The organism is Eubacterium sp. MSJ-13 (genome assembly GCF_018918235.1).
Classification (GTDB): domain Bacteria; phylum Bacillota; class Clostridia; order Lachnospirales; family Lachnospiraceae; genus Butyribacter.
This window is the reverse complement of sequence record NZ_JAHLQE010000066.1, coordinates 17,979-30,585: the sequence shown is the minus strand read 5'-3', so window position 1 is coordinate 30,585 and position 12,607 is coordinate 17,979. Positions and strand designations below refer to the sequence as shown.

Genomic DNA, 12,607 nt, shown 5'->3' with positions numbered 1-12,607 from the left:
TTCATTTTCCTTCATCTGCACCGTCTCCTTTCATGTCTTCTTAAAAACATATGAAAAATTTAATCTCCTTTAAGAAAAACATATTTAAATTTTTCATATATTTTTAATATTCCTTCTTAATCTTTCCTACCTGAAATTTAGTCAAAGTGTTAAAATAAGAGAATCCGGTACAGCACCTCAACATCAGCCAATCAAGTAATGCTGTACCTTCAAAAATGCTATCCGGATTCTCTGTTATTTTGCTTAAATTTCCTAAACTTTTTTCATATTATAGTCATACTCTTATTAGTATGCACGCTCCTTAAGAACCTTGTCATCAACAACTGTCATTGTGATGTCCTTGTCCTCATCAGTCTTGAATGAAGTAACTGTATCATCACATGCGAAACATGCTTCATCAACATATATCTCCTGGCTGTCAGGTGTTCCTCCGTCTTTGAGTTTCTTTATGATATCCTCAACATATGGTGCTGCAAGAGGATTACACTCAAAGTCTGCATTTATAGCTCCGTCCTTAACATCTGTAAGTCCTGCATTTGTAGCATCAAATGAGATAATGATAATGTCACCGTCCTTACCATAAGTCTTACCTGCTGCCTTTAATGCATCAATAGCTCCAAATGCTTCGTTATCATTCTGACATACAACTACATCGATATCTTTGTATGATTTAAGATATGACTCCATGATCTTCTGACCACCATCCTGAGTAAAGTCACCGTCCTGCTCATCAAGAAGATTCCAGCCGTTTGACTTAACATACTGATTGAAACCTTTTGTACGTCCGATCTGAGCAGATGAACCATTTGTACCTGCGATAGTTACGATATTGACTTTCTTTGTGATCTTCTTAGCATTGAGATATTCTTTAAGCCATGCACCTGCTGCCTGACCTTCTGCTGTAAAGTCTGAACCAACCCATGCTGTGTAAAGACTCTTGTCAGCTTCAATCGTACGGTCGATAACAAGTACAGGAATTCCAGCATCTTTTGCCTCTTTTAATACTGTATCCCAACCTGTAGTAACAATAGGGTCAATGATTATGTAATCAACCTCCTGCTCGATAAAGTTTCTTACTGCCTCAAGCTGGTCTGCCGACTTGTTGTCACAGTCAACAAATTTAAGATCGTAACCGTTCTCCTCAGAAAATGTTGTACGGCAAGACTCTGTACTTGCTGTACGCCAATCTGACTCATGTCCAACCTGTGCAAATCCGATTGAAATCTTTTCATCTCCTCCTGAGTTTGAGCTGTCACTTGAACTTGAAGCTGTATCATTACTTCCGGAACTTGAATCTGATGAGCCTCCACACGCTGTAAGTGAAAATACCATAGCGGCTGTAAGTGTTGCTGCTAAAAATTTCTTCATCCTCATAATTATTCCTCCTTTATTGATCATGCTTAAATCAATTTGTTTTATAAGTCATATATTAGTCATTACAAATGTATTTGTCAACAATTTTTGACTTTCTTTTTTATTTTTTGTGCATTTTTTCAAATACATTTTTTCAGCAACACTATTTTTTAAATACATTTTAGGCTTCTTGCATATATATCTTTATAGAATTTTGTGCATTTTTTATTTTATCTTTTAATCTTTAAATTATTTATTCCTTTTTTACAAATAATCTATTAGGTATTTATTATATTTATTGATTTCTTTTCATTTATACTATATGCATTTTTCCCAAACTTCCTTTAATGTTTTTTAATTTTTCTATATGTTTTTATGTTATCCATAATTACGCTTTTATTTTTTGTTATTTATTTGTACCTTTATATCCTAATATACAATACAAATAAATTGCAAACCCGGCAAATTTGTAGTATAATATATTTAATAAAAACCACTTAAATAGAAAGGGATACTTATGCCAGCCAAATATTTAACAATAGCAAACAAACTTCAGGAAGAAATTTTCCAGGGATTATACAACGATACAGGATTTCTTCCAACTGAATTAGAAATAGCTTCCAAAAATAGCGTTAGCAGACAGACCGCCAGAAATGCACTTGCGGTACTAGTTGCAAATGGAATGATAGAACGCCGTCAGGGAAGTGGCTCACGCATTGTAAAACAGAAAAAAAATACAAAAAGCAACAGCATAGCTGTAGTTACGACATATATAAATGATTACATATTTCCAAATGTATTAAAAGACATTCAGCACAGCCTTAGCAAAAAGAATTATGCCGTTTATGTCTATGCAACACAGAACCGTGTAGATGAAGAAAGAAAAATCTTGCAGAATCTTCTACAGCTAAACATTGACGGACTTATCATGGAAGGTTCAAAAACAGCACTTCCATCGCCAAACATCGACCTCTACCAGCAGTTTGAACAGCGTGACATCCCGATTCTTTTTATTTACGGATGTTACCCTTCATTAAGCAAACATATATCAATAACAGACGACAACTTAGGCGGCGGATATCAGCTCACAAATTATCTTATAAACAAAGGTCATACTGACATAGCGGGTATTTTTAAGATTGATGACCTTCAGGGACATGGACGATACAAGGGTTATTTAAAGGCTCTCACAGATGCGAACATGAACTTTTCAGATAAAAATGTCCTCTGGTTCGACACCGTTTCAAGAGAACATCTTCTAAATGACCACGACATTTTCTTTGACAGTTTCTGCGAAACCGTACTTAAAAAATGTACTGCTGTCGTGTGCTACAATGATGAGATTGCATATTATCTTGTAAAAACACTTTTAAATAAAGGATTTAATATTCCTGAAGATATAGCAGTAGTAAGTTTCGATAACAGCCAGCTAAGTGAACTTTCACCTATAAAGATCACTTCTCTTGCTCATGGCACAAGACGAATCGGCCAGAAAGCTGCCACGCAGATGCTGAATCTTATAGAGAAAAAAGAAGTAATGTCAGAAACTGTCTCATGGACACTTGTCGAAAAAGAAACAAGCTGATATAAACATAACACACACTTATAGAACAGAAATGGAGAGATACGATTTATGAACAGGATAAAAAAAGTAATGACATTTACGATATCTTGTATTTTTGTAGTATCATCACTTACAGGCTGTAAAAAATCATCCAATGATACAAGCGAAAAAAACTTTTCCGCAAAAACTTCTGAAACAAATATACCGGAAACAACACAGCCACAGGAAACAAGTAACACTGATACTCCAAAAAGACCAATATATGTCATAAAAAGCTACAATGTATATAATGAGAAAGAAACACTTGACCACTATTACAATTTTGACTACGAGGATAATAAGCTCATAAAAGTTGAGGGTTATGACACTCAGGGACTTGGAATAACTTACAAAACAGAAATAAATGACGATAATAACCTCACTGCCTTTTCAAGTTTTGATTCAAAAGGTGCAAAATCAGAATATTACAAGATGGAACTGTTTGATGACGGAACACTGAAATGCGAGCAGCGATACTCACCTACTGATGAGGTTCTTTACAAATACGATTACACCTACAACGACAATAAACAGCTAGATACGAAGACCGGATATTCGGACGGTACTAAGCAGGCAGGCAAATCAGGTTACACATACAATAAAAACAAAAAGATAGTACAACAGACAAATTACTCGGTCAAAGGTGACGCAACCTCATACATCAAGTATTACTATAAAAAAGGCAGACTTGTAACCGAAAAATATCTGTCAAAAGACGGTAAGATCTATTATATAAATAAATACACATACAACAAAAAAGGCAGACTTACCATAGTCCGTAACTACACTGACAAAAAATGCAAAAAACTCGCATCGACCATCAGATACAAATATAACAAAAACGGACTTAAAACTGATGAATTCAGATACACAAAAAGCAATACACCTCAAATGCATATCAACATAAAGTACCGTAAAATAAAAGTTGTCAAAGAAAAGCCTTGGTATCTCGACTGGGTATACAATAAAATTTCTGAATAGTAAAATAAATGCTGTATCTTCCTTAGTATATATAATATCACTAATGGAAAATACAGCATTTTATCATATATTAATATAACAATATGATACCATTTATATCATTTCTATACTTTACCTTATACCATGTGAAGCGGATATTCACAATCCTCTCTGCTACTTGATAGTGTTAAATTCTTTTCCGGTAAGAAGAAGATATGCTTCTTTATACTTATCTACAGTCTTATCTACTACATCATCAGGAAGTTTATAATCACTTTCAGGATTCTTTTTAAGCCAGTCTCTTACAAACTGTTTGTCAAATGAAGGCTGTCCCTGTCCCGGCTTATATCCCTCCACAGGCCAGAATCTTGAACTGTCAGGTGTGAGCATCTCATCTCCAAGAACTACATTTCCATTTTCATCAAGACCAAACTCAAATTTAGTATCGGCAATGATGATTCCCTTACTTCTCGCATAATCTGCACACTTTTTGTAAAGTTCGATAGTGCAGTCCTTAATCTGTTTAGCATAGTCTGCACCCTTTCCCGGATGAAGTTTTTCAAGAATCTCCACTGAATCCTCAAATGTGATGTGCTCATCATGGTCTCCGAGGTCTGCCTTTGTAGTCGGTGTATAGATTGGCTCAGGAAGTTTATCAGACTCTTCAAGTCCTTCAGGAAGTTTGATTCCACATACCGTACCATCTTCTTTGTAACTCTCCCAGCCGCTTCCTGTGATATATCCACGAACAATACACTCTATAGGAAGCATATCGAGTTTTTTACACATCATACTGTTTCCATCAAATTTTTCATTCTGGAAAAATTCAGGCATATCTTTTACATCTACTGAAATCATGTGGTTTGGAACAATGTCCTTTGTAAAATCAAACCAAAACTTTGACATCTGTGTAAGTATAGCACCTTTTTTTGTCACTTTGTTTTTAAGAATAACATCAAATGCTGATATTCTGTCTGTCGCAACGATAATAAGACTGTCGCCATTGTCATAAACCTCGCGTACTTTACCTTCTTTAATCGGTGAAAATTCCTTCATAGTGTATGTCCTCCATTATTTTATGTTTGTTTGTGTGACTGTCATCTGCATACCCCCATCAAACGACAATATGTAAATAACATATACCTATTTTAAAATATTACCTTCACTTTGTAAAGTAACAAAAAAATTCCTGCAATATCCTCTCAAGATACATCTGGTCATCTATACCCATAGTCTCCCTTGAAGAATGCATCGCAAGCACAGGCACTCCTACATCAAGCATCCTCATCGGCAGATTTGCAACAGCGATAGCACCGAGCGTGCTCCCTCCCGGAATGTCTGAGCGGTTCACAAATCTCTGATACTTTATATCGTAAGCTTCACATAACCTCTTTAAGATACCTATGACAACCGGATCACTTGCATACCTCTCTCCCGCTGAGGTCTTTATTCCAAATCCATGATTTAACAGAAGTTTGTTTGTCGGATCATTTTTCTCAGGTATATTAGGATGTATCGCATGTGCAACATCAACCGAAAGTCCTATTCCATTTGCAAATGCACATTCCATAGTTTCTTCATCATAATCAAAGTTTTTAAATATCCTTCCGATAATACTTCTTGTAAGTATTGAACCTGCTCCCTGTTTTGTCGCACTTCCAACTTCCTCACTGTCATACACAACAGCCATATTAAGACCATTATCTGGAACAGATTTTTGTATTCCTTTTACACATGCCTGAACTGATGTAAGATTGTCAAGTCTGCCTGATGAAAAGATTTCTCCTGAAAGTCCGAGACTACATGGGGTTTCAACAGGATAAAGAAACATATCATAATCAAGAATATCCTCCTCTCTCACATCTGCTTTTTCAGAGATATATTTAAACAGAATATTCTTTTTATCTTCCCCTTTGATATCATCCGACAATGCCATAACAGGAATCATGTCTTTCTGTCTGTTTAATTCAACCCCTTTATTTACTTCCCTGTTCATATGTATCGCAAGATTTGGGATTATAAATAAAGGCTGTTTAAAGTCCAGATATCTTACCTCTGGATTCATTATATCGTCTGTTTTTAAAATTATCCTTCCGGCAGCCGAAAGCGGTCTGTCAAGCCATGTATTTAAAATAGCACCACCGTAAACTTCCACATTCATCCTGATGTATCCGTTTGATTCCATCTCACACGCAGGTTTTATCTTAAGACATGGAAAATCAGAATGAGCAGCAGCAAATCTAAGATTTTCACCATACCATTTACTTCCGACAGCAAAAGATACAACCGTAGAACCGTAAACATCTACATAATATTTTTTTCCTCTCTCAAGTTTCCATCTGCTGCCAAGCTCAAGTTTTTCAAACCCAGCTTCATCAAGTTCATTCATAATATAAAGTATACTGTGAAAAGGTGAGGTAGAAGCCTCTACACGCCTTTTTAGTTCATCCGCTGTCTTACTTCTTATTTTATTTTTCTCTTCAATGTCCATCATCTATATTCCTCCTCATCATAAAAATCATAAAATCATCTTCTTAATATGAACAAAGTTTCCTATATAATAAATCAGATCGCACAGATAAACAATTATTATTTATCTGTGCGATCATGAAATCCCCTATTATTTTACAAGCGTCTACAGTGTCACAAGCATCTATAATCTCACAAATATCTCTGTCTCTTTTTTAAGACCTCCTGCAATCTCCTGATTTTGATTCATCTCACTTGCTATAATGTCTATATCTGCTGCAAGATCCTGAACACTGTCTGCCGTTCCGTTTACGCCCTGAGCACCCTCATCAATCGCCTCACTTATCGACTCTATAGCTGTTGCTATCTGTGATACATTAACCTTTAATCTCTCAGTTTTCTTTGTAAATTCACTCATAGCATCTTCTATATATGTAGCATTATCACGATATTCAACACCCGCCTTAACAAAATCCGAAAAATCTTCCATTATTGATTCATTCAGATATTCTATAAGATCCTGTGAATGTTTCGCAAGACTGTGTACAGCCTCAACTATAACTGAATTTATCTCCTGAATATGATTTGCGGTATTTCTGCTCGCAGCCGCCAGATCTCCGATTTCATGTGCGACTACAGCAAATCCCTTACCTACTTCACCTGCTCTTGCAGCCTCTATTGACGCATTAAGTGCCAAAAGATTTGTCTGCTGTGCAATATTTAAGATATCGCCGGTAAGCTCATTTATCTGGTCTATGCTCTTACTGTCATCAATTGCTTTATTTAGTACCTCAAGTATCTGATCAACCTTCTTTTTTGTAACATCCATATTTGTCTTTGCAGTATTTTCCATCTTTTCAGCATGTTTTTTCATATCTGCCGAATAACCATTTATATCCAATGATTTTTCTGCAATAACTATAACATCCTGATTTACAGAAGATGCACTATCATTTATATGAGATGTATCGGTTCCTATCTGTGTCATAGTTGCCGAAAGCTGTTCGGTCAACGATGACAGATCAGATACACTATTATTAGAACAACGCACCCTTTCAGAAACTTCACCAACGATCTTGTCCATATTGTTTGAACTTTCTGAAACCATACCGAGTATTCCCTGAAGTCTTTCAATAAATGTATTTATACCCATACCAAGTGCTGAGATTTCATCGTCTGAATGTATCGTGATCCTTTTTGTAAGATCACCTTTTCTCTCATCTATATCACTTATGATTTCATCAATTTCCTTTTTGCTCTTAACAATAGGCAGTATTATTCTGCGCTGAACTACTACAGTCGCAAAAATAAATGCAATAACACATATTATAATACATATTATACTTGTCACAAATGCTGTCATATAACCACTCTGAAGCTGCTTTTTCGCATCCTGCGAAGATTTTTGTGCATTGCTTATCATGCGGTTTATCCCTGAATACATAGCTTCAGAAGATTTTTTAAGTTTACCGTTTGCAACTTTAAAAGCGGCTTCATTTTTTGTATCAGCACTAAGTGCTATCATCGTCGCTATTGAATCCTTAAATGTAGAATAGTTTTTGATTATATTCTTATATACGCCTTCCTGTCCCTGTGAATATCCTTCCAATTCAGACATCTTCTCATCCAGCTTCGTCTTCTTTTTATTTATCGTATTCACATAACTAAGCATTGATTTTGAATCGGTCGCAACTATATGAGACAATCCGGCTGCATGAATATCCTTTGAAATTGCTTCTATATCTGACAATTCACTTATTCCCACAAGATATTTGTCCGAAATAACCGTCGCCTTCTCATTTACTTTGCGTATGTTATGCTCTGAAGTGGTATTGGAAACAACAGCTATCACTCCAAGAATAATAATAGGTAAATATATCCAAAAGCGGATACTTGACCTCATTGTTTTTTTCATACTATCCCTCCCCCTTACTACTGCACAACAGAAGCCTTCATCTGTGCTGCCATTTTATCAAGATATTTCTGAAGATCGCCCTTCACAGAATTATTTGCAAAAGATGTTCCCATATTTGTCGCCGGTGTCCAGAAATTTCCTCCAAGACGCTGCAGTTCAGAATACTCTGACTGTTTAAGAATTGCCTGCACTGCCTGTGATTTTTTTACTTCATCGGACTTTCCAGCATTTATGTTTGAAGGTCCCTGTCCTCTCATCTTAAATCTAAGTTTCTGGTTTTCTTCATTTGAAATATATCTTGCCAATTTGTGAGCCCACTCTTTATTTTTTGAATAAGGGTTTACACCAAGCATTTTATAGCCGAAGTATGTTGCCATCTGAACTTTTTTACCATTACAGTTATATGTCGGAAGTTTAGCTGCTCCGTAGTTCCTGCCATACATCTTCTTTATTGCCGCTTCATCCCAGATACCACTTACACATGCGATAACTCTTCCCTTTTTTATTCCACCAAGCCAATCCGCCGTATTTTCAAATCCTTTATTCCGTCCTATCCTCATAAGTGCATTTGCAACATCAACTCCCTTAATTGAATTCTCCTTTGAATTCCATGTACAGTAGTTTGTTACACCATCACTGTTAAGGCCGACCTTAAGTCCGGTCTGTCCGTAAAATGAATACAGATACCATCCTGATGTAAAATCCATTGCAAATTTTTTATTATTCTTTGCTGCAACTTGTAATATCCTGTCAAGGCTCTTAACATCATTTGAATTAAGATATTTCTTATTATAATAAAGAAAATATCCGTTATCTGCTGTTATCGGATAACCATACATTGTGCTGTTTATCGTAACAGCCGCTGAAGCAGCTTCAAGATTTTCTGCCTTTACTGCTTTTGCATCTTCAATCGGATCTGCCGCTCCGCCTGCCGCAATCGCACTTATATCGCCGTCTGTAGTAGTATATACATCTGCTGCCTTTAAAACATTTCCAAGAAGATTTGATCTGCACTCTCCTTCAACCATATCCTCATGCTTTATCGTAATGTCTGCTTCCGACTTATGTTCCTTTATAAAATTATCAGAAACTGTTTTTATATAATCTCTGTCTTCTTTACCTGCCCATATCGTAAGTTCAACTTTTTTAGAAGCTGTTTTATCGTTATCAGAAACTGATATCTTATTTCCTTCTTTTTTTACCTGTGAACATCCGGTAATGATGCTCCCCGCCATAATAACAGCCAATATCCCTGCAACCACTCTCTTTCCCATATACTTCCTCCTTAAAATTTATTTCTTACCTGCTCTGCGAACTTTTTTATCTTTTCAGCATCCTTTCCAAAACCATCAGCTTTTTCAACCCCGGATGATACATCTACCATATCAGGTCCTACAAAATCTACGGCTTTTTTCACATTTGAAGGATTTAATCCACCTGCAAGAACAAATAATTTCCCGTCACGCTCTATTTTTTTAAGAATATCCCAGTCAAAAGCTTTCCCACTTCCCGGTTCTGCTGCATCAAATACATAACCAGCAATCTTACTGTTAGAACTGTATCTTGCAAAACTATCCATATCATCAACATTAAATGCTTTTAACACTGGTTTTTCAACCTTTTCCAACACATGCTCTTCTATTTTTCCATGTATCTGTATGTAATCAAAATATGAATTGTTTATATGGCCAATCTGTTCTTCATCAGGCGATACAACAACAGCAACTTTTTTTATATTCCTATCCAACACCTCCATAATCTCTTCAGCTTTTTCTATGCTTATATTCCTTTTACTCTTCGGGAAAAATAATACAAAACCAGCAAAATCAATTTTGTACCTATTAAGATATTTTGCTTCTCTTACATCTGTCAAACCACAAACTTTTACCATTATCTCACTTTTATCACTCATTTTAACCCCCATTTCCAAGCAGTTTGTTGCAAAACGGCTATGAGAACTATTTTTTCAGCACCAAACAGCCATATCGTTTTTCACAACCCCTTTTAATCTACAAATTTTACAATAATTATTTGATATGATTATAACCTATCATACCACTAAAAGCAATTATTCACTTTCTATATTATCTACTTTTTTTTACAAAAAATTTACACCCCTGATCAATATAAATTTTATCTGATATTCTTATTTTTTTCTAAACTGACTATTTTGAAGCCATACAAAATATATTAACATTTTTCATAGTTTGCTGATTCGCAATGCTGGTCGCAAATCTCTCCTACTCTAAGATAAAAGCATTGCAGAAATGAGGAAAAAATGAATAAATCTCTAAAAAAACTTGTCATGGCAGCCCTCTTTGCTGCTTTATCGTGTGTCGCAACCTACATAATAAAGATTCCTACACCAGGAACTGGCGGATACATCCACCCTGGTGATGCAATCGTTATATTATCAGGTGTATTCTTAGGTCCTGTATACGGTATGCTTGCCGGTGGAATCGGTTCAGCACTTTCTGACCTTATCGGTGGATATTTTATCTATGTTCCAATAACATTTGTGATAAAAGCCCTTATCGCATTTGCATCAGGATATGTATTTCAAAAAGCCGGAAATGACCGCCATTCAAAGCAGATTGCTGTTGCAATATGCGGTGTAATTGATATAGTTTTGGTAGCAGGCGGATATTTTATCTGTGAAATACCTATCTATTCTTTGGCTGGTGCTGCTGCTAGTATTCCGGCGAATATTATTCAGGGAGTAAGCGGACTTATAATAGCAAGTATCCTTTACCCATTATTAAACCCTGCCATAAAACCTATAATCGAAAATGACTAATAAAAAAAAACATCATTTATAACCGTTAAACAGTTATAAATGATGTTTTTTAATGTCTATTATAAAACATTCTGTCTTTCAAACTAGTACAACGAAAATTAAATCTTTGTACTAATTATATAATCCTTCTTGCACAGCAGGCTCTCGAATAATTAACATTGGATCTTACGATTCCCCATTTCTTACCCATAGCCTCAACTGCTTTGCCATCACCTATATACATGATGACATGACCGATTCTGCTTCCATGCTTGTAAAACACAAGATCTCCAGGTTGTAAATCCTTAATATCTACTTTCTTTCCACAGTTTGCCTGACTTGCCGAACTATGTGGAAGGCTGTATCCAAATTTTTTGTAAACGCTAAGAACAAATCCTGAGCAGTCAGCTCCGTTTGTCAGGCTTGTTCCTCCCCATACATAAGGATTTCCAACAAACTGTAAAGCATAATTTACAATCTGTGTTCCAAGCTTTTCATCAGATTTTGAAAAATCAGGAGCTTCCTCACCAATATTATCATCATCTGTCTGTTTTGCTTCTGTTTCTAATACTTCTGCCGTATTAAATTTACGATATGTCTTTGTATATTCTTTTGCAACATATCCACTGCATCCGTTCACTTTTACCTTAAGCCACTTTTCTTCTTCTTTTTCAACCTCACATACATCATCACTCTTAAGCTGTGTCATAATCCTAGCAGACAAACTCTTCTGCTGTCTGAGATTTAACACCCTTACATCACTCTTAAGTTCAGCATATGTCACAGCATACTTATCTGCGAGCTTTTCTACTTTTGTACCACCTTTTACAAGTGACTTTTTCCAGACATAACCTTTGACTTTTCCTGATTTTACCTTAACCCAATTGCCATCTTCTGACTTGCCGATAATCTTAGCTGCATCACCATTCTCCATCTTCGCAATTTTCTTCCCGCTGCTGGATGGTGTCTCTCTGACATTTATGATATCATCGCTTGAAATAGCAACTGCCATATCCTTCCACTTTTTATCAAGTGCCTTTTTCTTTTTTTGAACTTTTCTTTTTTCAATTTCTTTTTTGCTTAATTTTGGTTCAGTAACTGCTGATGGTGTACTTACTGCTGCCCCTGTAGTCACCGCTGATGGCGTACTTACTGCTGACGGTGTAGACACTGCTGCTCCTGTAGAAACTGCCACATGCTTAGTAACTATTTTATGCTCTGTAACTGCCTTTGTATGTCCAGCTTTTGTCTCTTCTGCCGACTGTGATTTTTGCACCTCAGTCACTTTGTTCTTATCCAGAATATTTTTCAAAGGATCTTTTGAACTCAGAGCACTGTCTGTATTTTTATCAGTCTTGTCGTTCAGAACACTATTTGTCATAAAATAACTTTCTAAAGTATCCGTATTTGTCTTTGCAAAGGCTTCCGTCCCCGTATAATTCATACCTATTGTGATAAAGCACGCGGCTCCCAATCCTGCCGCTGTCTTGACCCAATGTGTTTTATTCATCTTAATCCTCATTTCAATCAT

10 protein-coding genes are annotated in these 12,607 nt (G+C 36.0%); 3 read left to right on the top strand and 7 right to left on the bottom strand.

What is annotated here, in order from left to right:
* Positions 1-285: 285 nt before the first annotated feature.
* Complete coding sequence (locus tag KQI69_RS04260) at positions 286-1,374, bottom strand: ABC transporter substrate-binding protein (protein WP_371818727.1); 1,089 nt, start codon at positions 1,372-1,374, stop codon at positions 286-288.
* A 496-nt stretch (positions 1,375-1,870) separates the two neighbouring features.
* Between KQI69_RS04260 and KQI69_RS04255 the strand changes: the two genes are divergently transcribed.
* Positions 1,871-2,938: a GntR family transcriptional regulator gene (locus KQI69_RS04255; protein WP_216564082.1), complete on the top strand. Its 1,068-nt coding sequence runs from the start codon at positions 1,871-1,873 to the stop codon at positions 2,936-2,938.
* Between the two features lie 48 nt (positions 2,939-2,986).
* On the top strand, positions 2,987-3,937 hold the full coding sequence (locus tag KQI69_RS04250; protein ID WP_216564081.1) for a hypothetical protein: 951 nt from the start codon (positions 2,987-2,989) through the stop codon (positions 3,935-3,937).
* 153 nt (positions 3,938-4,090) lie between these two features.
* Here the strand turns inward: KQI69_RS04250 and KQI69_RS04245 are convergent, their stop codons facing one another.
* The 5 genes from KQI69_RS04245 to KQI69_RS04225 all read right to left on the bottom strand — a co-directional run bounded on the left by KQI69_RS04245 (position 4,091) and on the right by KQI69_RS04225 (position 10,212).
* Complete coding sequence (locus tag KQI69_RS04245) at positions 4,091-4,972, bottom strand: phosphoribosylaminoimidazolesuccinocarboxamide synthase (protein WP_216564079.1); 882 nt, start codon at positions 4,970-4,972, stop codon at positions 4,091-4,093.
* Between the two features lie 106 nt (positions 4,973-5,078).
* Positions 5,079-6,410, bottom strand: coding sequence for a M18 family aminopeptidase (locus KQI69_RS04240; RefSeq protein WP_216564077.1), 1,332 nt, complete (start codon positions 6,408-6,410; stop codon positions 5,079-5,081).
* A 159-nt stretch (positions 6,411-6,569) separates the two neighbouring features.
* Positions 6,570-8,300 (bottom strand): methyl-accepting chemotaxis protein, encoded by a 1,731-nt coding sequence (locus tag KQI69_RS04235; protein ID WP_216564075.1) that lies wholly within the window; start codon positions 8,298-8,300, stop codon positions 6,570-6,572.
* Positions 8,301-8,317: 17 nt separating this feature from the next.
* On the bottom strand, positions 8,318-9,574 hold the full coding sequence (locus KQI69_RS04230) for an extracellular solute-binding protein (protein WP_216564074.1): 1,257 nt from the start codon (positions 9,572-9,574) through the stop codon (positions 8,318-8,320).
* Positions 9,575-9,585: 11 nt separating this feature from the next.
* Positions 9,586-10,212, bottom strand: a complete 627-nt coding sequence (locus tag KQI69_RS04225) for a phosphoribosylanthranilate isomerase (RefSeq protein ID WP_253288996.1) — start codon at positions 10,210-10,212, stop codon at positions 9,586-9,588.
* Positions 10,213-10,578: 366 nt separating this feature from the next.
* Between KQI69_RS04225 and KQI69_RS04220 the strand changes: the two genes are divergently transcribed.
* Positions 10,579-11,097, top strand: coding sequence for an ECF transporter S component (locus KQI69_RS04220; protein WP_216564072.1), 519 nt, complete (start codon positions 10,579-10,581; stop codon positions 11,095-11,097).
* A gap of 115 nt (positions 11,098-11,212) precedes the next feature.
* Here KQI69_RS04220 and KQI69_RS04215 read toward each other — a convergent pair whose 3' ends face one another.
* Positions 11,213-12,586, bottom strand: coding sequence for an SH3 domain-containing C40 family peptidase (locus KQI69_RS04215; protein WP_216564070.1), 1,374 nt, complete (start codon positions 12,584-12,586; stop codon positions 11,213-11,215).
* Positions 12,587-12,607 lie beyond the last annotated feature (21 nt).

Excerpts from the sequence above, each read along its gene's own strand:
- KQI69_RS04260 (WP_371818727.1), bottom strand. The coding sequence starts at position 1,374 with ATGAGGATGAAGAAATTTTTAGCAGCAACACTTACAGCCGCTATGGTA.
- KQI69_RS04255 (WP_216564082.1), top strand. The coding sequence starts at position 1,871 with ATGCCAGCCAAATATTTAACAATAGCAAACAAACTTCAGGAAGAAATT.
- KQI69_RS04250 (WP_216564081.1), top strand. The coding sequence starts at position 2,987 with ATGAACAGGATAAAAAAAGTAATGACATTTACGATATCTTGTATTTTT.
- KQI69_RS04245 (WP_216564079.1), bottom strand. The coding sequence starts at position 4,972 with ATGAAGGAATTTTCACCGATTAAAGAAGGTAAAGTACGCGAGGTTTAT.
- KQI69_RS04240 (WP_216564077.1), bottom strand. The coding sequence starts at position 6,410 with ATGATGGACATTGAAGAGAAAAATAAAATAAGAAGTAAGACAGCGGAT.
- KQI69_RS04235 (WP_216564075.1), bottom strand. The coding sequence starts at position 8,300 with ATGAAAAAAACAATGAGGTCAAGTATCCGCTTTTGGATATATTTACCT.
- KQI69_RS04230 (WP_216564074.1), bottom strand. The coding sequence starts at position 9,574 with ATGGGAAAGAGAGTGGTTGCAGGGATATTGGCTGTTATTATGGCGGGG.
- KQI69_RS04225 (WP_253288996.1), bottom strand. The coding sequence starts at position 10,212 with ATGAGTGATAAAAGTGAGATAATGGTAAAAGTTTGTGGTTTGACAGAT.
- KQI69_RS04220 (WP_216564072.1), top strand. The coding sequence starts at position 10,579 with ATGAATAAATCTCTAAAAAAACTTGTCATGGCAGCCCTCTTTGCTGCT.
- KQI69_RS04215 (WP_216564070.1), bottom strand. The coding sequence starts at position 12,586 with ATGAATAAAACACATTGGGTCAAGACAGCGGCAGGATTGGGAGCCGCG.